The following is a 21,405-nucleotide window of genomic DNA, read 5'->3' as shown; positions in this document are numbered from 1 at the left end:
CGCGCGCTGCTCACGACGGTCAACGAACACATGGGTAAAGCGACCGGCTGCGCACGCTTCAGGCTCGCCCTCGACGAACACGGCCAGCGCGTAGTGCACCGAGCTGTTACCTGTGCCCGTGACCGCGATACCCACTTCGATGCGTTGCGGAAAGGCGACCGCGGCGAAGTAGTCACAAGCAGACCCGGCCACATAGGCCACGACCGGGTCGCGATGGATATCCAGACCGGCATGCTCGATCAGCCAGGTATTCACGGCGCTGTCAAAAAACCCGTAGTAGACGACATTGTTCACATGCCCATACAGGTCGTTGTCGTGCCAGCGCGTGGTGATCGGCTGGAAGTGGCGATAGGCGCCGCGTAGCGGGCGTTCCCTGGCCATGATCAGAACGCCGCCTGGTAGAGTTCGACAGCATCGGCGAGAGTGACCTTGCGCGGGTTGTTCACCAGCAGGCGCTGCTGCTGCAGGGCCTCTTCGGCAAGCTGTTGCAAGCTGTGCCGGGGCACGCCGACATCACGCAACCGGTTCGGCAAGCCGCAGCGTGGTGCCAATTGCTCCAGCTCGGCAATGAACTGGCTGCACAACTCATGGAGGCCGCCAGGCACCAGCCGCTCGCCCAACAGCGCCGGCGCCAGCGCCGCGTAGTCGGCGAATGCCTCGCTACGGTTGAAGCGCATGACATGCGGCAGCACCAAGGCATTGGCCAGCCCGTGCGGTACGTGAAAACGCGCCCCCAGCGGGTAGGCCAAGGCGTGCACCGCAGCGACCGGTGCGTTGGCGAACGCCTGGCCGGCCAGGCAGGCCCCCAGCAGCATGGCCTGACGGGCCTGCAGATTACCGCCGTTGTGCACCGCCTGGTCGAGGTTGCCTGCCAGCAGTGTCAAGGCTTCGCGGGCCAGCAAGCTGGACAGTGGGTTGCGTTTGAACTTGCTGGTGCTGGCTTCGATGGCATGGACCATCGCGTCGATGCCCGTGGCGGCGGTGATCGCCGGTGGCAGGCCCAGGGTGCGCTCGGCATCGAGCAGCGCAAGGTCAGGCAGCAGCAGCGGTGAAATCACCGCCATCTTGGCGCACTCGCCGGTGGTGATCACGGCAATGGGCGTGACCTCCGAACCGGTACCGGCGGTGGTGGGCACCTGGATCAGGGGCAGGCGCTGGCCCTTGGCCTGGTCTATGCCATACACCGCCTCCAGGGTCTGGTCGCACCCTGGGTGGGCGAGCAGGGCGACCAGCTTGGCGACATCCATGGAGCTTCCGCCGCCGAAGCCGACAATCAGCTCGGCACCGATATGCCGGGCCCGGCCGACGGCAGCCAGCACGCAGGCATGGCTGGGGTCGGCGCTGACGTCACTGAAAATCGCCGCGCTCAGGTTCGCCTGGGTGAAGCCAGGCAGTACATCGTCAAGCATCCCCAGGCTGACGATACCGGGGTCGGTGACGATCAGCACACGGCGCACGCCGCGTTGCTGGCAAAGCTGGGCCAGGCGGCCAGCGGCGCCCGGTTCACAGAGCAGCTGGGCGGTGGTGGCAAAACTGAATGGCTGCATGTTCATGTTCCTTTTGTTCTTGTGGGTGAACGGCACAGCGATCAGAAGGCGAAGTGCGCTTCATCCAGGCTCATCAGGCATTGGGCGCCGCCACGCAACGCCTCACAGTGGGCACTTGCGCGCGGCAGGATGCGCCGCCAGTAAAAGTCCGCTGCGTGCAACTTGGCCTGGTAGAACGCGCTGTCGCCGCTGCCGACGGCCAGTGCCGCACTGGCCCGCTCGGCCGCCCGCAGCCACAACGCAGCCAGCAGCACATAGCCTGAATAGGCAAGAAAATCGACCGACACCGCTCCAATTTCCTGAGGGTCGCAGCGGCATGCGTCGAGCACCTCGGCGCTCAGGTTGCGCCACTCCTGCAAGCGCAGGGTCACTGCCTCGGCCATCCCTGTCAGGTCATCTGCGCGGCACTCGTGCGCCGCCTCCAGCAGTTCATCGATCAACAGGCGCAGCTGCTCGCCGCCGTCGGCCAGTACCTTGCGGCGCACAAGGTCCAAGGCCTGGATGCCATTGGTACCCTCATACAGCTGGGTGATCCGGCTGTCGCGCATCAACTGCTCCATGCCCCACTCGCGAATGTAGCCATGGCCGCCATACAGCTGCACGCCCAGGCTGGCGACCTCCTGGCCGACATCGGTGAGGAAGGCCTTGACCACCGGAATCAGCAGCGCTGCCCGACGCCCGGCGGCGGCCTGCACTTCAGGCTGCGCCGCACCCTGCTCCAGGTCGAGCGCCTGGGCAGCGTAGGCCGCCAGCATCCGGCAGCCCTCGCTGAGGGTCTTCTGGGTGAGCAGCATGCGCCGCACATCAGGGTGGCAGATGATCGGGTCGGCGCTGCGCTCGGGCGCCACCGGGCCGGCCAGGCTGCGCGACTGCAAGCGCTCGCGGGCATAGGTCAGGCCGCCCTGGAACGCGGCTTCGGCAATGCCCAGCCCCTGCAGCCCCACCTGAAAGCGCGCATCGTTCATCATGGTGAACATGCAGGCCAGGCCCTGGTTGGCCTCACCCACCAGCCAGCCGCAGGCGCCGTCGAAGTTCATCACGCAGGTGGCAGCCCCCTTGATGCCCATCTTGTGCTCGAGGGCACCGCAGCCCAGCGCGTTGGGCACGCCCGGTCCACCGTCAGCCGCGCACTCGAACTTGGGCACCAGGAACAGGCTGATGCCGCGCACTCCGGCCGGCGCATCGGGCAGGCGGGCCAGCACCAGGTGGATGATGTTGTCGGTCAGGTCCTGGTCGCCGCCGCTGATGAAGATCTTGCTGCCACTGATGCGATAGCTGCCATCGCCTTGCGGCTCGGCACGGGTACGCAGCAGCGCCAGGTCGGTGCCAGCCTGCGGCTCGGTCAGGCACATGGTGCCGGCCCACTCGCCGCTGACCAGCTTACCCAGGTAGTCGCGCTTGAGCGCCGGGCTGCCATGCCGGTGCAGGGCCAGCACAGCACCCTCGGTGAGGCCCGAATAGATACGAAACGCCAGCGAGGCGCTCATCAGCATTTCGTGAAAACAGGCTGCAACCATCTGCGGCAGGCCCTGGCCATCGTGTTCGGCCGGGCCGGTCATGCCGCCCCAGCCCTGCTCGACATACAGCCGGTAGGCCTGGCGGAAGCCTTCGGGGGTCAGCACCTGCCCCTGCTCCAGGCGGCAGCCCTGCTCGTCGCCCTGGCGATTGAGCGGGGCCACCACCTCGCTGGCAAAGCGGGCGCCTTGTTCAAGGATGCCATCAATGGTTTCACGGTCCAGGCCGTTGCCCAGGCGGGCGCAATGTTGCGTCACATCGAAGACTTCATGCAGGACGAACTGCATGTCACGCAGGGGGGCTCGGTAGTTCATGCGCGGCCCTCGCTCACGTCAGCCAGCCGCTTGCCGGCCGCGACCAGGCGCATCAGCAGGCCAGCAGGTCGCCAGTGCTCGCCAAACAGGCCCTGCAGCCGCTCCAGCCTGGCCAGCAGTACCCCCAGCCCTTGTCGATCGGCCCAGCACATCGGCCCGCCGGTCTCTGCCGGGAAGCCATACCCATGCAAGTAGACCCGGTCGATGTCCTGGCTACCACTGGCTATGCCCTGTTCGAGAATTTTCGCCCCTTCATTGACCAGCGCCAGCAGGCAGCGCTCACGGATCTCCTCGTCGTCGATCACGCGCCGACGCACATCCAGGTCCTGAGCGATCTTGAGCACCAAGGCATCGACCTCGGGGTCATGCAGGGCTTCGCGGCTGCCGGGTGCGTAACGGTAATAGCCCTGGCCAACCTTCTGCCCGAAACGGCCGAGCGCGCACAAGGCATTGTCGACCTGGACCAACGGGGCATCCATCCCCTCCCCGGCCAGTTGACGTGCGCGCCACTCCAGGTCGATGCCGACCACGTCATACATGCGGAACGGGCCCATGGCAAAGCCGAACCCCTGAAGCGCCTCGTCCACCTGCCGCGGTGTGGCGCCCTCGAGCAGCAACTGCCGGGCCTCGGCGACATAGGTACGCAGCATGCGGTTGCCGATGAAACCGGGGCAGTTGCCTGCCACCACCACCTCCTTGCCCATGCGCTGGCCCAGCGCCACAGCCGCGTCCAGCACTGCGGGCGCGGTAAGCTGCCCGCGCACCACCTCCAGCAGCTTCATCACATGCGCCGGGCTGAAAAAGTGCAGCCCCAACACCTGTTCAGGCCGCCCGGTGACGGCGGCGATGGCATCGATGTCCAGCGCCGAGGTATTGCTGGCCAGGATCGCTTCAGGCTTGAGCGTGCTGTCCAGGGTGCGGAAGATCTCTTGCTTGAGCGCCAGGTTTTCGTACACCGCTTCAATCACCAGGTCGGCCTCGGCCAACTCGGTGTAGGCCGTTACCTGCCGCACCCGCGCCAGGCAGGCATCGGCCTGGGCTTGGTCGATACGGCCTTTGCCGACCTGCTGGGCCCAAGTCTGCGCGAGCATGGCAAGGCCAGCCTCGGTGGCGCTGGGGTCGTTGTCCAGCCACAGCACAGGCAGCCCGGCACGGGCCAGGCTGATGACGATGCCGCGGCCCATGGTCCCGGCCCCGATCACGGCCGTCTGCTGAACGTTGTAGGAAGTACTCACGCGTGACACTCCTGATTCGGTAGGTGAAGGCATTGCCCTCACCCTAGTCAGGCGCCTACTATTTTTGAAATTCTAATTTTCCATCCCATGTATTTTTCACATGAATATATCCAACTTCGATCTCAACTTGCTGCGCGTGCTGGACATGCTGCTGCGTGAACAGAACGTGTCACGCGCTGCCGAGCGTCTGGCCCTGACCCAGCCTACAGTGAGCAACGCCTTGGCGCGCCTGCGCGACGTGCTCGGTGATCCGCTGCTGGTGCGGGTCGGCAGACGCATGCGCCCCACCCCCCGCGCCCTGGCCCTGGAAGGGCCGATTCGCGCGGCGCTGCAACAGATCGAGCAGACGCTCGGCGCCGGCGACAGCTTCGACCCGGGCCGCAGCCACAGGCAACTGCGCATTGCCCTGACCGACTTCGCCGAACAATTGTGCATGCCCAGGTTGCTCGCCACCCTGCAAACCCAGGCGCCGCACTTGCGCGTGGATGTGCTGCACCTGGCACCCAACCTGCCGGCCGACGCCCTCGACCGTGGCGAACTCGACCTGGTGCTGGGGCGCTTCGACGATGTGCCGGCGCGCTACGAGCGCCGCCACTGGCGCAGCGAAACCCTGCACGTAGCGGTGCGCCAGGGGCACCCAGAGGTCGATGGCGCGCTCGATCTGCAAGCCTTCCTGGGCTTGCGTCACTTGTGGGTGCACGGCGGCCAGACCCGGGGCATGGTCGACCAATGGCTGGCCGAACAGGGCCTGGCGCGGCGCATTGCCTACACCACGCCCAATTACCTGCAGGCCGCGCACCTGGCCGCCAGCTCCGACCTGTGCGTGGTATTGCCCACCGCACTGGCCCGCCATTTCGCCCAGCTACTGCCCTTGCAGGTCTTTGACCTGCCTTTCGCCCTGGAGCCCTTCGAGCTTGAACTGGTGTACCTTGCCCACCGTCAGCACGACCCGGCACTGGCCTGGCTGGTAGCGCGCATCATGGACATTCGCAGCGGCTGAGCCATCGCATTCAGGTATGGCCACCCATGCAAGAGTGGTATTGGTTTGCCGGCAACCTCTGTCCTTAGAGTGGTTGCCCCCATAACAACAAGGACCACCCCATGCGTCTACGCTACCTGCCCACCCTGCTGGCCCTCGCCCTGCCCTCCGCGGTGCTTGCCCAGGCGTCGGCCAACGATGCCACCGACCTGACGCGCCAAAGCAACCAGCAATGGCTGCAGCGCCTGCCCTTCGACGACCGGGCTGACTTCGACAACGCCCGCCGCGGCCTGCTGGAAAGCGTCGACCAGGCGGTGCTCAATGCCGATGGCAAAACGGTCTGGGACCTGCAGCGCTACGCCTTCCTCAAGGGCGAGGCACCGGCAACGGTCAACCCCAGCCTGTGGCGCATCGCCCAACTCAATACCATCGCCGGGCTGTTCAAGGTCACTGACCGCATCTACCAGGTGCGCGGCCTGGACCTGGCCAACATGACCCTGATCGAAGGCGAGCACGGGCTGATCGTGATGGACCCGCTGCTGTCGGTCGAGACCGCCCGGGCCGGGCTGGCCATGTACTTCAGGCATCGCCCGCAACGCCCGGTGGTGGCGGTGATCTACACCCACCCACACGTCGATCATTTCGGCGGCGTGCGCGGGGTGGTCGACGAGGCCGACGTAAAGGCCGGCAAGGTCCAGGTCATTGCCCCTCAAGGTTTCTTCGAACATGCCATCAGCGAGAACGTACTGGCCGGGCCGGCGATGAAGCGCCGGGCGCAGTACATGTATGGTGCGCCGCTGCCACGCGGGCCACGCGGCCAGGTTGACGCGGGGCTGGGCAAGGGTGTGCCGGCCAATGCCACAGTCAGCCTTATCGCCCCGACTCGGCTGATCGAAAAACCGTTCGAAACCCTGCGTATCGATGGCGTCGATATCGAGTTCCAGCTCACGCCCGGCACTGAAGCACCCGCCGAGATGAACCTGTGGTTCCCTGCGTTCAAAGCCCTGTGCATGGCCGAAAACGCCTCCCATGTGCAGCACAACATACTGACCCTGCGTGGCGCACAGGTGCGCGATGCCAAGGTCTGGGCGCACTACCTGGACCAGTCGCTGCTGCGCTACGGCGATCAGGCCGAGGTGGTGTTCGCCCAGCACCATTGGCCAACCTGGGGCGGCGCGGCGATCCGTGAGTACCTGGCCGATCAGCGCGACATGTACGCCTTCCTCGACAGCCAGACGCTGCGCCTGCTCAACCGCGGCCTCACCCCTACCGAGATCGCGGCCGAACTGACCTCGCTGCCACCCCGGCTGGCCAGCAAATGGTACAGCCGCGACTACTACGGCTCGCTCAGCCACAACGTGCGGGCGGTGTATCAGCGCTACATGGGCTTCTACGACGGCAACCCGGCGACCCTAAACCCCTTGCCGCCAAGCGAGGCAGGCCAGCGCTATGTGGCGGCGCTGGGCGGCAGCGAGCGGGTGCTGACACTGGCGCGCGAGGCGTACGGCAAGGGCGACTACCGCTGGGTGGCGGAGCTCACCCGGCACCTGGTGTTCGCCCAATCCGATAACAGCGCTGCACGTGACCTGCAAGCCGATGCCCTGGAGCAACTGGGCTACCAGAGCGAGAACGCCACCTGGCGCAATGCTTACCTGACCGGTGCGCAGGAACTGCGCAACGGCGTAGCGGCCGGTGCCAGCAAAGGCGGCAGCGCCGACGACCTGGTACGCGCACTGACCCCGACGCTGTTCTTCGACTACCTGGGTGTGCGCGTCGATGCAGCCAAGGCGGCAGAGCAGGACCTGACCATCAACTGGCGCTTCACCGACCTCAACGAAGACTACGCCCTTACCCTGCGCAACGGGGTGCTCACCCACCGCGATCACGCGCAACACGCCAAAGCGGATGTGCAGATCAACATGAGCAAGGCCACCCTGGACCGCATCGCACTGAAGCAGACCGGTTTTCTCAAGGAAGCCAAAGCGGGAGGAATCGACATCAGCGGTGAGCGCATGAAGTTCATGCGTTTCATGGCTGGGCTGGATGAGCCTGACGGGCGCTTCAATATCGTCACGCCCTGAGCACCCAATAGCGCCGCGCTAAGCAGTGCGGCGCAACCACACCCCTAGCACCAACCCGGCCACCAGTAACGCAGTCAGCGGTACGGTGCGCGCCGCGGCCCAGCCGCGCTCGCTGCGCAACATGGCCAGGCCGCGGCGGTAGATGGCGCGTTCGCGTACCCTGCCCAGCAGCGCCAACAACACTGCCGCGCCCGCCACAGCCTCCATGCCGCCGCGCCAGGCCAGGCAAGCCAGCACCAGTAAAGACAACTGTGTTCGTCGCCAGGCCAACACCGTACGCTCGGCCTGCAAACCGGCGTCGACAGTGCCGTCAGCCATGCCAACGCCCCCATAACAGCGGCACCAGTGCCGCGCAGGCCAGCGCGCAGGCCACGCTCAGCAGCGGTACCAGCCGTGGCAGCGGCAATGGCGCATCGCGACGCAGTGCGCGTTCCACCACCAGCCAGCGCCACCCAGCCCCAAGGCTTACCAGCAGGCTCGCCAGCAGCAACGCGAACTCCATGGCCAGGCGCCCGGACTGTGGCCAGGCATGCGCGGCAAAGGTTTCAAGGGCAATGGCACCACCCAGCAGTGCCAGGGCGGTGCGTAGCCATGCCAGAAAGGTGCGTTCATTGGCCAGGGTGAAGCGCGGGTCAGGTGGCTTGCCAGGCCCCAGCAACCAGCGCTCCCAGGCGCTGTAATGGTGATCGGAACTCATCGGCTGTCCTGTGTGTGGCCCTGGGTGCTCAACGCAGCCCTTGGCTGCGCAGCGCCCCAGGTGAGAAGTACGAAGCGCTGGTGCGCAGATCGAAGGTGAACGGCTTGGGTTGCTCGTTGGTCAGGCCCGACAGTTGGTAACGCCCGCTGCGCAGGTCGTAGATCACCTCCATGGCGTTGACCAGTGCCTGCCCGGTGACATGGTAGTAACTGTGCGCCTGGGCCGTGCGCCACAGCCGCCCTTGGTGGTCGAAGAAGTCTGCCTCGACGATAGCCCAGCTGTCCTCGTCCAGGTAATAGCGGCGGCTGGCATAGATGTGCTCGGCCCCAGGCTTGAGGGTACCGACCAGCTCCCATACCCGGTGCAATTCGTAGCGTGTTGGCTGCGGGTTGACGTGGCCTTGGCCGATCAGCGCGGTGTAGCTGAGCTGTGGCGAAGCCAGGCGATAACTGTTGTAGGGTACGTGCAGGGTTTTCTTGCCGACCAGGGTCCAGTGGTAAAGGTCGGGGGCACCGTTGAACATGTCGCGGCTGTCGGCGGTGCGCAGCCCGGCAGTGCCCGGGCTGATGTTGTCATAGGCCACTGCAGGCGCGCGCCTGACGCGCCGCTGGCTGCTGCTGTACAACCACGACAGGCGCGGCTGGGCGACCTGGTCGAGGGTTTCGTGCAACACCAAGGCATCACCTGCCAGGCGCGATGGCGCGGTCATGCGGTAGCTCAGGTAATACAGTACGTTGCTTGCCTGGCCGCCGGGCAGCACATCGGGCCGGGCGAAGGTTTGCTGCGCGCTGAACATGACGAAGCGACCATCACGACGCGGGGTGATGCTGTCCGACGCCAAGCTGTAACTGCCGTTGCGTGGCCGCGTCAGGTGGTTCCACAGTACCTGCAGGCCATTGCGTGGCAGCGGAAACGCCAGTACCCCGGCAAAACCCTGCACGCCGTTGCCGTCATTGACCAGATGGGCGCTGGCGGCGTTGTGCCTGGCCCACTCGCTCACCCGAGCGGGCACCGCGACACTGCGGTGCGACGGGTAGACCGGCAGGCGAAAAGAGCTGGGGTAACGCTCGAACAGCGCCACCTGGCCTGCCGTGAGCTGCTCGCGATAGTGCGGGTAGTTCTGCGCAGTGATGGTGTACAGCGGCTGCTCATCGGCGTAGGGGTCCAGTGGCGTGCCGTTGACCGCCAGCGAGACCTGCCCCGGTTGCAGCCCCCCGCTCCAGGCCGGTATGCGGCCATCACTGCTGGGTGCACGCTCGGCACCCACGGGTGTCAGCTGCGGGGGCAGTGGCGCGAGTGGCGTGGCGCCAAGGTGAAGGGCCAGCAGGCTGGCATTGACGAACAGAATGCTTCGCAGCAGGGCGACAGGTTTCATGGGTTTGGCCTCTTGTTGTTGTTGGCTGACCTGGCCGGGCGGGCTTGCCTTGGCACGCCCTTTCCGGGTGATACTAGGAGCCACGCTTCGAACCCCACAAATAACGTGTTCGGATACGTGCCATATCAGTTCGGCATACCCTTGGAACCGCTGCGATGACCCTCAAACAGCTCCGCTACCTGATCGCAATCGTCGAAGCCGGCAGTTTCTCCTCGGCCGCGCGTCGCGCCTACATCGCCCAGCCGGCGCTGAGCAGGCAGATCGGCCTGCTGGAGAGTGAACTGGAAATGCAGTTGCTCGACCGCCAGCACGACGGCATCGTTCTGACCGACGCCGGGCGGCAGCTTTACGAGGTGGCCCGCCAGGTGGTGCAGAAACTCGATTCGGTGAAGGACGAGCTCAAATCAAGCCGCGGTGACCCCAAGGGGCATGTCGCCATTTCCATTCCGGCCACTGCCGCAGACCTGCTGCTGCCGGAAATCCTCAAGCGTGCCGAACAGCGCTTCCCCGGTGTGACCTTGACCGTGTGGGATGGCCTGAGCCGCAACGGTGGCCAGGCCATCGAACTGGGCAAGGTTGACTTCGGCGTGGTGCCCAACGCCGAGGAGCTTGAACATGTCGAAGCCGAGGCGATCTTTACCGAGGCGCTGTACTGGGTCGGCCCTTCAGCAGCCGGCGCCGCCGACACCATTACCCTGGCTGAAGCCGCCGCCACGCGGCTGGTGCTGCCACCAAAGGCACTGCACCTGCGCCGGCGCATCGAACAGGCGGCCATGGAAGCCGGCGTGCCGTTGGCGGCCGCCTACGAGCAGCAGTCGGCACCCGGCATCGCCAGCCTGGTGCGCGCAGGGCTAGCGGCGACCATCAGCAACTGGCCGCCGCTGTGCGAGCTGCTGGAACCTACGCAGGCACGGCTCATCGTCGAGCCACGCATCAGCCGCACCATTGCCCTGGCGCACTCACGGCACAAGCCCCTGTCGTTTGCCGCAGGCTGCTTGCACGACCTGGTGCGCGGGCTGCTGATCGAACTGGTACTCGGCGGCCGTTGGCGTGGTGAGCTGATCGGCGGCGATGACGCGCCGCTCGGGTCGGTGCCGGGGGTTCAGCTGGCTGTCTGAGAGCGCGCCGGCACGCCATGCTCGACCGCAACCGGTTCACCCAGGCGCTTCAGGGTGCGCTGCGGGTTCAAGGTCACCAGGCCCGCCAGCCCGGCCACGACCAGTACGGCGCCACAGACCAGAAAGCCCTGGGCATACCCTGCAGGGTGCTCGGCGCCTGCGCCTTGCACCAGCACCCCGGTTATCACTGGCGCAGCCAGGCCGGCCAGCGAAGCGATACCGTTACCGATCGCAAGCACCCCGCCCCGCTGGGCCGTCGGGGTGAACTCGGCGAGCATGGCCGGCCCCACGGAGTACATGACCAGTGCCAGCCCGCCACTTAAAGTCAGTGCGCCAACCCGCACGGCGGTGCTCAGGCCTGGCAACATCAGCGACGCAGACAGCAGCCCGGCAAGTATCAGGCACAGCGAGACGAATACGCCGCGCGCCACGCGCGACGATACGCCACGGCGCATCAGGCGTTGTGACAACCAGGCCATCAACAGGCTCAACGGCGTGGTCACCACCACGAACATCACAAAGATCCGCCCCGTCTGCAGCGGGTCGATGCCCATACCGACCTGCAGATAACTGGGCACCCAGGTCAGCGTCAGGGCCAGCGACCAGTTGGCGGCGAAGTGGCAGAGGTAGTTGCCCATCACGCTGGGGTCACTCAGCAGCTTGCGATACGGTATGGCCGGCTCATCGCTCTTGAGCTGGCTGGCGCGCAGGCGCTCAAGGGTGCCCTCCTGCCCCAGCCGCCACCACAGCAGGCACCACACCAGGCCGATCAGCGAAAGGATGATGAAGTTGGTGCGCCAGCCGTAGTGCAGGCTGACCCAGGGGATCATCGCGCCAGCCACCAGCAGCCCCATGGCGCTACCGGCATGCAGCAGCGCCACAGGCAGGTTGCGACGGTCATTGGGGAACCACTTGTACAGCGCATGAGTGGCGACCGGCGATGCCGGCCCCTCACCGATGCCCAGCAGCACGCGGCAGGCAACGATGGCCCACAGTGAAGTGGCGAACAGCATCGGCAACTGGATCACCGCCCAGAACAGGCCCATGCCCAATAGCAGTGTGCGAGTGGGGCGCCGGTTGGCCATGAAGCCTCCGACCACGGCGGACAGGGCGAAAAACCAGTGCAAAGCACCGCCAATGAGCCCGAACTCGGTCGCCGTCAGGCCCAGTTCGGCACTCATCGGCACCGCGACCAGGCCGATCACCACCTTATCGAGAAAATTGACCAGCATCAGCAGGGCCAGCAGCACGGCCACCATCCAGGCCGTACGGGGGTTGGGCAGGGAAGCATCCACAGTCATGGCGATTACTCTTGTTATTGTTGTGGAATGTAACAAAAGGCCGCCGCAGAGGCGGCCCGAGGGTCACGCGGGCATCAGCACGCCTTTGGCGATGGTGTTGCGCTGAATTTCACTGGTACCGGTCAGGATGCGCATCATTCGGGTGGCACGGAAAATCCATTCCACCGGGTGGCCCTGCATCAACCCGGCACCGCCATGCACCTGCACGGCCTTGTCGGCAATGCGGAATGCGGCCTCGGAGACGAACAGCTTGCACATCGGCGCCTGGGTCCGGATATCGCCGCCGGCATCGTTCACCTGCGCCGTGGCGTAGACCATACTGCGTGCTGCATGCAGCTCGGTGGCAATGTCGGCGATCATATGGTTGACCGCCTGGAACATGGCGATCGGCTGGCCGAACTGCTTGCGGCTACGGGCATGCTCGATCGACAGGTTCAGGGCCAGGCCGGCCATACCCAGCAAGGTCGGGCAATGCAGCAGCCGGTTGAGGGTAATGCGCCCCATGGCCAGCTTGAACCCTTGGCCCTCCTCGCCAATCAGGTTGGCCGCTGGCACGCGCACCTCATCCAGCACGATGTCGCCATGAGCCCCACCACCGGACATCACCGCATAGTCGCTTTCGACACGCACGCCCGGCGCCTTGAGGTCGACGAAGAACGCCGAAATGCCCTGCGCGCCCTGCCCGGGCCCGGTCACGGCCAGCAACACCGCCAGGTCGGCGTAAGTGGCACCAGAGATGTAACGCTTGCTGCCGCTCAGCACGTAGTGATCACCGTCGCGGCGCGCCTGGGTGCGGATGGCAGTGGCGTCCGAACCTGCCTCGGCCTCGGTCAGGGCGAAGCACACGGCTTTCTCGGCGCGGCACACCGGCTGCAGGAAATGCTCCACCTGATAGGGGCTGGCCACTTTGAGCAGGTGGCCCACCCGCGGCGGCCCGGACAGCTCACCCAATACATGCGGGGCCAGCATCGAGCCGGTCAGTACCGTGGCTTCCTTCACGGCGCACAGGTCAGCCACGCTCAAACCTGCACCACCCATGGCCTCAGGCAGCATGAGGGTGTAAAGGCCCTGCTCGCTGGAGCGTTTCCATACTTGCCGTAAGACCGCCTGAGGGTGTGGGCGCGCCCAGTCCAGCTGCATTTCCTGCTCCAGCGGGCGAACCTGGTCGCGGACGAACCCTTCGATGGCTTCGATGATCTGCGCAGCTTTTGCACTCGGTTGATACATGGTCATGCTCCCTGATCAGATACGACGATCGCTGTGTTGCCAGTAGGCTTCCCGGACCAGGCGGCGGACCACCTTGCCATTGGGGTTTTTCGGCAGTTCGGTGACAAAATCCACGCCGCGCGGCTTCTTGAAACCGGCCAGTGCACGGCCGCAGCGCTCGATGAGCTCTGCAGCGTCAAGCTGTGCGCCAGGCTTGAGCACCACCACGGCGCGCACCGCTTCACCCCACTGCTCGTCAGGCACGCCGACCACTGCCACCTCGAACACTTCAGGGAAGCCGTAGATCACCTGCTCCACTTCGCTGGGGTACACGTTGAAGCCCCCGGAAATGATCATTTCCTTCTTGCGGTCGACGATGAACACGTAACCCTGCTCATCGACCGTGGCCAGGTCGCCGGTCAGGTAGTAGCCGTCGCGCATGACTTCGGCGGTGAGCGCCGGCGCGCGCCAGTAGCCCTGCATGATGTCCGGCCCCTTGACCACGATTTCGCCGATCTCGCCCGGTGCCACATCCTCGAATGCCTCGTTCACCACCCGCAGGTCGGTTTCGAAATAGCAGCGCCCGCAAGAGGCCAGGCGCTGGTAGTTGCCGTCTTCGATCAGGTGGTCCTGCTCGGTCAGTACCGTGACCAGCGAACAGGTTTCGCCGGCACCATAACCTTGCACGAGAATCGGCCCGAACAGTTCGATGGCCTTTTTTACCAGGGCCGGCGCCATGGGCGCGGCGCCATACATGACCAGCTTGAGGCTGGACAGGTCGAAGCGCTCGACGTCGGGGTAATTGACCAGCCGGTTGATCATGGCCGGCACCAGGAACAACCGCGTCACCCGCTCACGTTCGATGGCCTCCAGCAACAGGCGATCGTCGTAACGGTCGAGCAGCAGGTTGCAGGCGCCCACCGCCAGCAGCGGCATGATCTGCATGCCGCTGGCATGGGTGATCGGCCCCACATGGGCCATCACATCGTCAGGGCCTGAACGCCGCGTGGGGCTGGCGATGCTCTTGCGGACCAGCGCCTTGCGGTTGCCAAACGACAACATGGCCGCCTTGAGTACACCGGAGCTGCCGGAGGTGTAATGCAGCACTGCCAAGGCGTCGTCGGCAGGGTCCAGGCTACACGGTGCCTCGCTGCCGCGCTCAAGCAGCGCGGCATAACCCAGGTCACCGCCCTCGCCTTCCAGCGCGATCACCTGGCGCAACATCGGCAAGGCCGCGCGTCGTTCAGCCAGCGCCTGAGCGAAGGTGGCATCGGTGATCAGCGCAACGCTGCAGGAGTCTTCCAGCACCCGTACCACTTCATCCAGCGACAACCGCGCGTTGATCGGCACCTTGACCATCGCCGCCTTGTACAGCGCCACCTCTGCCTCTACCAGTTCCACGCGGTTGGCAGCCAGGATCGCCACATGTTCACCGGTGGCCACGCCCAATCCGCCCAGCCCCGAGGCCAGGCGGTTGCTGCGCTGCTCCAGCTCGGCATAGGTCAGGCGCGTCTGGCTGTCCGCCACGGCAGTGTGGTCCGGCCAGTAGCGGGCACTGCGGGTAATGATCTTTCCAAGGTTCACGTTGTTGTTCTCGTCGACAGGAAGACATCGACGATGCTAAACAGCCAGGCGCGGGCGGATGTAATACCAGTTTCCGATGCCGGCCATAACGAATTTGGCTGGCATCGGACAAACGCCTGAAACCGTTGGCGCATTGCCCTAGGCACTGGCGTTTACAGGCCAGTTTCACCAGATAGCAATGTCATAGGTCAGGTAGAGGCGATTGCTGTCCCTTCCGCGGGAATAGTCAGACCTGTAGACATAGTTGCGCAGCCGTACCCCCAGCCCTTTGAGTGCCCCGCCCTGCACCACATACGCAAGCTCGGCGTCACGCTCCCATTCACTCAACCCCTGCGCCCCGGAGCGGCCGTTGTCGCCGCTCAGGTAGCGTGTCATGAAGGTCAGCCCAGGCACGCCTGCGGCGGCAAAGTTGTAGGCATAGCTTGCCATCCAGGTCTTTTCTTCTTCCTCGATGAACTTGCCGATGCCAACGTTGCTGAACGAATACACCGTGGCACCACTGATGTACGGCAGGCCGGCTTCACCGTCCAGCACCTGATACCCGGCGCCGAAGGTGTGCCCTGAATGGGCGTAGGACACCTGTGCGCTGAACATGTCGTTGTCGATGCTGCCGCCGTACGCCGCGCCGCTGTCACGGCTGGTGAAATACCGCAGGTCGGTGGTCAGCACCCCGCCGGCCAGCGCAAGGTCATGTACCAGGCCGGCAAAGTCCTGGCGGTAGAAATGCTCGAGCTGACCGTGGAAGTAGCTCAAGCGCAAGTGCTTGCTGAACGCGTAGTCGGCGCCGGCGAAGCTGAAGTCGCCAGACTCGGCGCCGCCATAACCGTCCAGGTACAAGCCGGTACTGTTGGACGAGTCGCGTTGCTTGAACCGGTCCAGATGCCCGGCTGTGAGCGTCAGCCCATCGATATCGGTACTCGTCAGCTGCGTACCCTGGTAGGTCTGCGGCAGTACTCGGGCATCGTTGTAGACCAATACGGGGGTCTTGGGCAGCAAGGTACCGTGCTTGACCACCGTACTACCCAGGCGGGCCTTGGCCGTTACCCCGGCACTGGCGAACTCTTGGGCGGCGCGACCGTCGTCATGCACCGGCAACAGGCCCGTACCGCTGCGGCCACGGCCGGAGTCCAGCCTGACCCCCAAGAGCCCCATCGCATCGAGCCCCAGGCCCAGCGTGCCTTGGGTAAAGCCCGACTGATAGTCGAGCAGGAAGCCTTGCGCCCACTCGGTTCGCTCGCTTTTGGCGGTGGCGGCGGCGCGGGTGCTCATACCCTGCTCGTCGCGGAAATTCTCGTTGAAATAAACGTTGCGCAGTTGCAGTTTGAGCTTGCCGTCATCGACAAAACCGGCAGCGCCGGCAACAGGCAGGCAGCCGCAGAGCAGGCCACAGGCGGCCGCCGCACGCAGAGCAGTTGGGGACATGTTCGGTACTCTGTTGTTGTTTTTGAATGAGTAGAAAGCGGGCGCCCCGCGGCGCCCTGGGCGGATCAAACGAAGAAGGACAAGGCACCGGTGGCCAGGGCCAGCGCGGTGATCACCAGCGAGGTGAGCACCGCCCATTTGACGGTGGCCTTCTGAAAGTCGCCGATATCGCGGTCGACCATGCCCACCAGCAACAGGGTCGAGGCCACCAGAGGGCTCATCAGGTGCACCGGCTGGCCGAGCACCGAAGCGCGGGCGATCTCGACCGGGTCGATGCCGTAGGCGGCAGCCGCGTTGGCCAGGATAGGGACCACGCCAAAGTAGTAGGCATCATTGGACAGGACGAACGTCAGCGGCATGCTGGTGATCGCCACCACCAGCGGGAACCAGTGGCCCCAGGACTGCGGAATCCAGTCCACCAGTGTCTGCGCCAGCGCATCGACCATCTTCGTGCCGGAGAAGATGCCGGCGAAAATCCCTGCGGCAAACACCAGCAGCACGACCGTCATGGCGTTGCCGGAGTGGGCCAGGATGCGCTCTTTCTGCACCTCGAGTTGCGGGTAGTTGATCATCAAGGCAGCGACAAAACCGATCATGAACAGGATCGCTGCGTGCATCACGCCCAGGACCAGCGCGATCATCACCGCCACCACCAGCAACAGGTTGACGTAGGCAAGCCGCGGACGCTTGTGCGGCGTGTCCTCGAGAATCGCCTTGATGTAGCAATTGCCGCCACCGGATTCGAGCTTGATGTTGCCGATGCGTTTGCGTTCGGCACGGCCCAGCAGGAACGCGGTGAAGACTACCCAGGCAGCCCCACCGATCATGGTCGGCAACATCGGGATGAAGTACTCGGTCGCATCGAGCCCCAGCGCGGCGATGGCCCGTGTCGCCGGCCCGCCCCATGGGCTCAGGCCACTCATGATGCTCAGCGAAAGCATCGCCACCGTTGCCAGGATCATCGGGTTCATGCCGATGCGCTTGTACAGCGGCAACATGGCCGCACAGGTGATCATGTAGGTGGTAGTGCCATCACCATCGAGCGCCACCAGCAGCGAAAGCAGTGCAGTGCCGATGGCGATCTTGATCGGGTCGCCATTGACGCGTTTGAGAATCTTGCGGATCAGCGGATCGAACAGCCCTGCGTCGATCATCAGGCCAAAGAACAGAATGGCGAACAACAGCAGTGCAGCCGACGGGGCAACCATCTTCAGGCCGTCGAGCATCATCTTGCCGGTTGTCGGCGCAAACCCGCCGATCACGGCGAACACGATGGGGACTACGGTGAGCGCAACGATCGGCGACAGCCGTTTGCTCATGATGAGGTAGGTGAAGGTCACCACCATGATCAGGCCAAGCAATGCGAGCATGATTGGGTTCTCTTGTTTTTATTCTAAGGCGTGGCCATCTGGCGCGCAGGCGGCCCCCTGCCCCACTCGGCATCACAGTGATGCTGAGCGGGGTTCAAGTCAACGAAGGGTGTTAGGGGTGATGATCAGCCGTGATGACGGGGCTCTGCAGGCCAACTGGGCGCTGTTGGCGCGGCCTGCCCGGCGAGCGGCTCACGCTCTCCGTTCAGGGTGCGCATCAAGGTATCCCGCTCACAGGCATTTTCCGAAAGCGAGACCACCACGGTGGCAACTGCATTGCTGGCCAGGCTGGTCAGGGCGCGCGCCTCGGACATGAAACGATCGACGCCGATCAGCAGCGCCAAGCCTGCCAACGGGATGTCGTGGATGACGGTCAGGGTCGAGGCCAGGGCTACGAAGCCACTCCCGGTCACACCGGCAGCGCCCTTGGAAGACAGCAGCATGATGGCGAGCATGGTGATGGTCTGCCCCAAGGTCAGGTCGATGTTGCACGCCTGGGCGATGAAGATGGCCGCCAGTGACAGGTAGATCGCCGTGCCGTCCAGGTTGAAGGAGTAACCGGTGGGCAGCACCAACCCCACCACCCCTTTTTTGCAGCCCAGTTTTTCCAGTTTCTCCAGCATGCGCGGCAACACCGGCTCGGTAGAAGAAGTACCGAGCACCACCAGAAACTCCTCACGGAAATAACGCAGCAGTTTCCACAGGCTGAAACCATGCGCGCGGCAGATACCACCGAGTACGACGATGACGAAGAAGGCGCAGGCGATGTACAAGGTGCCTACCAGCTTCGCCAGGGCGCCAAGCGAGCTGATGCCGTACTGGCCTACGGTAAAGGCCAGTGCACCGAACGCACCGATCGGCGCGAAGCGCATCAGGTAGCCGAAAATGCGAAACACCATGGCCGAAGCGGATTCGAGCACATCCAGCACCGGCTTGCCCTTCTCACCCATCGACGACAGGGCAAAACCGCTGAGTACCGCGATGAACAGCACCGGCAGCACTTCGCCTTTGTTGAATGCGCCGATGAAGGTATCGGGAATGATCTGCATGAAAAAGTCGACCACGCTCAGTTTCGCCGCAGACGCCGCATACTGGCTGAGCCCCTCGGTGCTGAGGGTGGCGGGGTCGATGTTCATGCCCTCGCCGGGACGGAAGAGGTAGACCGCCGCAAGGCCGATGATCAGGCTGACAACGGTCAACCCCAGGAACAGGAGCAAGGTCTTGCTCATCAAGCGCCCCAGCGAGCGCTTGTCGGTCATGCCGGCAATCCCGGTGACGATGGTGCAGAATACGACAGGCGCGATCATCATCTTGATCAGCTTGATGAAGGCATCGCCCAGCGGTTTGAGCGCAACGGCCTGTTGCGCCCAGAAATGCCCGACCACTACGCCCAGCACGACGGCGCAGAGAATCTGGAAGTACAGTGATTTTGCGATCTTCATGAGGCATCACCCATTGTTGAAATTGTGCGGATGCGCTTTGTTGCCTGGGTTACCACGGTTTGACGCCAGGCCGGGTTTCAACCGGCCATACGCTGAAAACCAGGGGCGTATACAAAACCGGAGAACAGCCTGCGGGCAGTTCGTACCACCGAGGCCTGAATGGTCTGGCCATCAGGGCCACCGCGCGAAAGCGCGACATCGATACCGCCGCTGGGATGTTCCAGGCGTACTTGGGTGAGTGCTTCGGCAGCATCACCGAGCATGTCCATCACTACAGTGCCTGGGCTGACGCAGGCAGTTGCCAGCCCGATGGACCCTGTGATGGCCAGCGCCCGGTGGCAGTTGTGCGGCATGAAATACCGGACCTGCAGCGTACCGTCAAAGCGTGGTGCCGATATCAGCACGGGCTTTGGGATCACCATGCCGCTGACGTCGCCCAGGCCCATGGCCTTGCCCGCTTTCAGGCGCAGGGCTTCCAGGCGCTGCAGCAGGGCCGTGTTCGCATCCAGTTGCGCTGGGGTTTCCGACCCCGTTACACCCAGTTGCGCGGCATCGACGATCATCATGGGCATGGCCATGTCGATGCAGGTCACGAGAAGACCGTCGATCACATCCTTGGCCTGCCCCGTCGGGAACAGCTTGCCGGTCTTGCTACCCACGGCATCGAGGAAAGTCAGGTGAACCGGGGCGGCAGTGCCCGGCACGCCGTCGATCGCCGTACGCCCTTCGTAGCGCACGATGCCGCCGGGTGTCTCCACCAGCGAATTGACGAAAGTGTTGGTGTTGAGGTTGCGGATACGCACCAGGGTCTTGCCGTCATTGCCCTTGACCAGCCCTTGCTCGATGGCGAAAGGGCCCACGGCACACAGCATGTTGCCGCAGTTGGGGGCGGTATCGACGCGGCGCTGGGCAACCATCACTTGCACGAACAGGTAGTCGACGTCGGCGTCGGCATGCAGCGAAGGGCTGATGATGGCTACCTTGCTCGTCTGCGGGCTGCCACCGCCGATGCCGTCGATCTCAAGCTCGTGACCGGAGCCCATCAGGTTGATCAGCAGCTCGTCGCGCTCGACCACATTGGCTGGCAGATCCCACGCATGAAAGAACGGGCCTTTGGAGGTACCGCCGCGCATGAGCACACAAGGAATTCGTTGCATGACTACTGACTCTTGTTGATCAATTGGGGAAATTGATGTTCTGGACACAAGAGTGACAAAGATTGATAAATCGATCCAATGCAAATATCGTAGCTATTATTGCGTTTAACAAAACAATAAAGCGGTGAATCCCCTTAGGAACGCATCATGGAATATGAGCTGCAAGACATAAGATCTTTCGTGAAAATCGCCGAACTTGGCAGCTTTCACGAGGCGGCTGAGGTGCTGCACCTCTCACAACCTGCGTTGAGCCGGCGGATAAAAAAGCTCGAAGAGGGTCTGGGAACACCCCTGCTCGAGCGAACCACCCGTCGCGTGAGCCTGACCACCGTCGGCCGCGATTTTCTGCCCAAGGCCAGGCGCCTGCTGGATGATTTTGAAGATTCGATCCTGAGCATTCGTGAACTTGCAGAGCGCCAGACAGGCCAGGTGACCCTGGCCTGCATCCCAACCGCCGCGTTCTACTTCTTGCCCTCGGTGATTCGTGACTACAACGAGCAGTACCCGAAAATCCGTATTCGGCTGCTGGACCTCAGTGCCAACGAGGGGCTGGAGGCGGTGCTGCGCGGCGAAGCCGATTTCGGCATCAACATGATGAGCGGCCAGCATCCGGATATCGAGTTCGTGTCGCTGGTGCAGGAGCGTTTCGTGCTGGCATGCCGGCGCGACCACGAGCTGGCCGACCGCGCGTCGGTCACCTGGACAGAGCTTGCCGATTACCGGCTCATCGGCGTCGGCCGCCTCAGTGGCAACCGTATGTTGCTGGACCATGCGCTGTCCGGGCTTAGCTGGCGGCCGAAGTGGTTCTATGAGGTGCAGCACCTTTCCACCTCGCTGGGCATGGTCGAAGCCGGGCTGGGGGTGTCGGCCATGCCAAGCCTGGCCATGCCGGCTGCCGACCATCCAACGCTGGTGAGCATTCCGCTGATGGAGCCCGAGGTGACACGCACGCTCGGGCTGGTGTATCGACGTGGGGCCTCGCTTTCACCAGCGGCAGAGAAGTTTGTTTCCATTTTGCTGGAGAAGTGGCCGAACCGTTGATCGGTTGGGGTTACTCAAGAG

General features: G+C 64.2%; 18 protein-coding genes. 4 read left to right on the top strand and 14 right to left on the bottom strand.

Going from position 1 to position 21,405, the window contains the following annotated elements:
• The 4 genes from BLX42_RS08025 to BLX42_RS08010 form a co-directional block, all read right to left on the bottom strand.
• Nucleotides 1-381, bottom strand: a 381-nt coding sequence (locus BLX42_RS08025) for a thioesterase family protein (protein ID WP_161871527.1), incomplete at its 3' end; no start/stop codon positions are given.
• Between the two features lie 2 nt (nucleotides 382-383).
• Nucleotides 384-1,547 (bottom strand): iron-containing alcohol dehydrogenase, encoded by a 1,164-nt coding sequence (locus BLX42_RS08020; protein ID WP_161871526.1) that lies wholly within the window; start codon nucleotides 1,545-1,547, stop codon nucleotides 384-386.
• Nucleotides 1,548-1,588: 41 nt separating this feature from the next.
• Entirely contained in the window at nucleotides 1,589-3,376 is a 1,788-nt protein-coding gene (locus BLX42_RS08015) for an acyl-CoA dehydrogenase C-terminal domain-containing protein (RefSeq protein WP_161871525.1), read from the bottom strand.
• Nucleotides 3,373-4,644: a 3-hydroxyacyl-CoA dehydrogenase gene (locus BLX42_RS08010; protein WP_218176492.1), complete on the bottom strand. Its 1,272-nt coding sequence runs from the start codon at nucleotides 4,642-4,644 to the stop codon at nucleotides 3,373-3,375. The genes BLX42_RS08015 and BLX42_RS08010 overlap by 4 nt, the downstream gene beginning before the upstream one ends.
• A 67-nt stretch (nucleotides 4,645-4,711) precedes the next feature.
• Here BLX42_RS08010 and BLX42_RS08005 point away from each other — a divergent pair, with 67 nt between their 5' ends.
• Both BLX42_RS08005 and BLX42_RS08000 read left to right on the top strand, forming a co-directional pair.
• A complete protein-coding gene (locus tag BLX42_RS08005) occupies nucleotides 4,712-5,611 on the top strand; it encodes a LysR family transcriptional regulator (protein ID WP_046785767.1) in 900 nt (299 codons plus the stop codon).
• A gap of 101 nt (nucleotides 5,612-5,712) precedes the next feature.
• Nucleotides 5,713-7,671 carry an alkyl/aryl-sulfatase gene (locus tag BLX42_RS08000; protein WP_161871523.1) on the top strand — a complete coding sequence of 653 codons (1,959 nt, stop codon included), beginning with the start codon at nucleotides 5,713-5,715 and terminating at the stop codon, nucleotides 7,669-7,671.
• A gap of 18 nt (nucleotides 7,672-7,689) precedes the next feature.
• Here the strand turns inward: BLX42_RS08000 and BLX42_RS07995 are convergent, their stop codons facing one another.
• Genes BLX42_RS07995 through BLX42_RS07985 form a run of 3 tightly spaced genes read right to left on the bottom strand, consistent with a single transcriptional unit; the run spans nucleotide 7,690 to nucleotide 9,743 of the window.
• Nucleotides 7,690-7,989, bottom strand: coding sequence for a DUF202 domain-containing protein (locus BLX42_RS07995; protein WP_161871522.1), 300 nt, complete (start codon nucleotides 7,987-7,989; stop codon nucleotides 7,690-7,692).
• Nucleotides 7,982-8,368, bottom strand: coding sequence for a YidH family protein (locus BLX42_RS07990; protein WP_012314999.1), 387 nt, complete (start codon nucleotides 8,366-8,368; stop codon nucleotides 7,982-7,984). The genes BLX42_RS07995 and BLX42_RS07990 overlap by 8 nt, the downstream gene beginning before the upstream one ends.
• Nucleotides 8,369-8,396: 28 nt before the next feature.
• Nucleotides 8,397-9,743 carry a DUF1329 domain-containing protein gene (locus tag BLX42_RS07985; RefSeq protein WP_161871521.1) on the bottom strand — a complete coding sequence of 449 codons (1,347 nt, stop codon included), beginning with the start codon at nucleotides 9,741-9,743 and terminating at the stop codon, nucleotides 8,397-8,399.
• A gap of 155 nt (nucleotides 9,744-9,898) precedes the next feature.
• Here BLX42_RS07985 and BLX42_RS07980 point away from each other — a divergent pair, with 155 nt between their 5' ends.
• Entirely contained in the window at nucleotides 9,899-10,861 is a 963-nt protein-coding gene (locus BLX42_RS07980) for a LysR family transcriptional regulator (protein WP_115274421.1), read from the top strand.
• Here the strand turns inward: BLX42_RS07980 and BLX42_RS07975 are convergent.
• The 7 genes from BLX42_RS07975 to BLX42_RS07945 form a co-directional block, all read right to left on the bottom strand.
• The gene (locus BLX42_RS07975) at nucleotides 10,846-12,120 is read right to left on the bottom strand and encodes an MFS transporter (RefSeq protein ID WP_177011253.1); all 1,275 of its coding nucleotides are present in this window, start codon (nucleotides 12,118-12,120) and stop codon (nucleotides 10,846-10,848) included. The two genes, BLX42_RS07980 and BLX42_RS07975, sit on opposite strands and share 16 nt — an antisense overlap.
• 105 nt (nucleotides 12,121-12,225) lie before the next feature.
• Nucleotides 12,226-13,389 (bottom strand): acyl-CoA dehydrogenase family protein, encoded by a 1,164-nt coding sequence (locus BLX42_RS07970; RefSeq protein ID WP_161871519.1) that lies wholly within the window; start codon nucleotides 13,387-13,389, stop codon nucleotides 12,226-12,228.
• Between the two features lie 15 nt (nucleotides 13,390-13,404).
• Entirely contained in the window at nucleotides 13,405-14,952 is a 1,548-nt protein-coding gene (locus BLX42_RS07965) for an AMP-binding protein (protein ID WP_161871518.1), read from the bottom strand.
• A 165-nt stretch (nucleotides 14,953-15,117) separates the two neighbouring features.
• A complete protein-coding gene (locus BLX42_RS07960) occupies nucleotides 15,118-16,374 on the bottom strand; it encodes an OprD family porin (RefSeq protein ID WP_125924024.1) in 1,257 nt (418 codons plus the stop codon).
• Between the two features lie 65 nt (nucleotides 16,375-16,439).
• A complete protein-coding gene (locus BLX42_RS07955; protein WP_161871517.1) occupies nucleotides 16,440-17,744 on the bottom strand; it encodes a CitMHS family transporter in 1,305 nt (434 codons plus the stop codon).
• Nucleotides 17,745-17,869: 125 nt separating this feature from the next.
• A complete protein-coding gene (locus tag BLX42_RS07950) occupies nucleotides 17,870-19,186 on the bottom strand; it encodes a dicarboxylate/amino acid:cation symporter (protein WP_161871516.1) in 1,317 nt (438 codons plus the stop codon).
• A gap of 77 nt (nucleotides 19,187-19,263) precedes the next feature.
• On the bottom strand, nucleotides 19,264-20,343 hold the full coding sequence (locus tag BLX42_RS07945; RefSeq protein ID WP_161871515.1) for a 4-oxalomesaconate tautomerase: 1,080 nt from the start codon (nucleotides 20,341-20,343) through the stop codon (nucleotides 19,264-19,266).
• Between the two features lie 147 nt (nucleotides 20,344-20,490).
• Between BLX42_RS07945 and BLX42_RS07940 the strand changes: the two genes are divergently transcribed.
• Complete coding sequence (locus BLX42_RS07940) at nucleotides 20,491-21,384, top strand: LysR family transcriptional regulator (RefSeq protein WP_012315010.1); 894 nt, start codon at nucleotides 20,491-20,493, stop codon at nucleotides 21,382-21,384.
• Nucleotides 21,385-21,405: the final 21 nt, after the last annotated feature.

Source organism: Pseudomonas sp. SG-MS2 (genome assembly GCF_009933855.1).
Lineage (GTDB): Bacteria > Pseudomonadota > Gammaproteobacteria > Pseudomonadales > Pseudomonadaceae > Aquipseudomonas > Aquipseudomonas putida_E.
Note: the sequence above shows the minus strand (reverse complement) of the source record. Positions and strands in the feature narration are given on the sequence as shown.

Bases quoted from the DNA above. Each gene is read 5' to 3' on its own strand.
- BLX42_RS07985 (WP_161871521.1), bottom strand. From the start codon at position 9,743: ATGAAACCTGTCGCCCTGCTGCGAAGCATTCTGTTCGTCAATGCCAGC.
- BLX42_RS08000 (WP_161871523.1), top strand. From the start codon at position 5,713: ATGCGTCTACGCTACCTGCCCACCCTGCTGGCCCTCGCCCTGCCCTCC.
- BLX42_RS08010 (WP_218176492.1), bottom strand. From the start codon at position 4,644: ATGCCTTCACCTACCGAATCAGGAGTGTCACGCGTGAGTACTTCCTAC.
- BLX42_RS07960 (WP_125924024.1), bottom strand. From the start codon at position 16,374: ATGTCCCCAACTGCTCTGCGTGCGGCGGCCGCCTGTGGCCTGCTCTGC.
- BLX42_RS07940 (WP_012315010.1), top strand. From the start codon at position 20,491: ATGGAATATGAGCTGCAAGACATAAGATCTTTCGTGAAAATCGCCGAA.
- BLX42_RS08005 (WP_046785767.1), top strand. From the start codon at position 4,712: ATGAATATATCCAACTTCGATCTCAACTTGCTGCGCGTGCTGGACATG.
- BLX42_RS07990 (WP_012314999.1), bottom strand. From the start codon at position 8,368: ATGAGTTCCGATCACCATTACAGCGCCTGGGAGCGCTGGTTGCTGGGG.
- BLX42_RS07945 (WP_161871515.1), bottom strand. From the start codon at position 20,343: ATGCAACGAATTCCTTGTGTGCTCATGCGCGGCGGTACCTCCAAAGGC.
- BLX42_RS07970 (WP_161871519.1), bottom strand. From the start codon at position 13,389: ATGTATCAACCGAGTGCAAAAGCTGCGCAGATCATCGAAGCCATCGAA.
- BLX42_RS08020 (WP_161871526.1), bottom strand. From the start codon at position 1,547: ATGCAGCCATTCAGTTTTGCCACCACCGCCCAGCTGCTCTGTGAACCG.
- BLX42_RS08015 (WP_161871525.1), bottom strand. From the start codon at position 3,376: ATGAACTACCGAGCCCCCCTGCGTGACATGCAGTTCGTCCTGCATGAA.
- BLX42_RS07995 (WP_161871522.1), bottom strand. From the start codon at position 7,989: ATGGCTGACGGCACTGTCGACGCCGGTTTGCAGGCCGAGCGTACGGTG.
- BLX42_RS07950 (WP_161871516.1), bottom strand. From the start codon at position 19,186: ATGAAGATCGCAAAATCACTGTACTTCCAGATTCTCTGCGCCGTCGTG.
- BLX42_RS07975 (WP_177011253.1), bottom strand. From the start codon at position 12,120: ATGGTGGCCGTGCTGCTGGCCCTGCTGATGCTGGTCAATTTTCTCGAT.
- BLX42_RS07980 (WP_115274421.1), top strand. From the start codon at position 9,899: ATGACCCTCAAACAGCTCCGCTACCTGATCGCAATCGTCGAAGCCGGC.
- BLX42_RS07955 (WP_161871517.1), bottom strand. From the start codon at position 17,744: ATGCTCGCATTGCTTGGCCTGATCATGGTGGTGACCTTCACCTACCTC.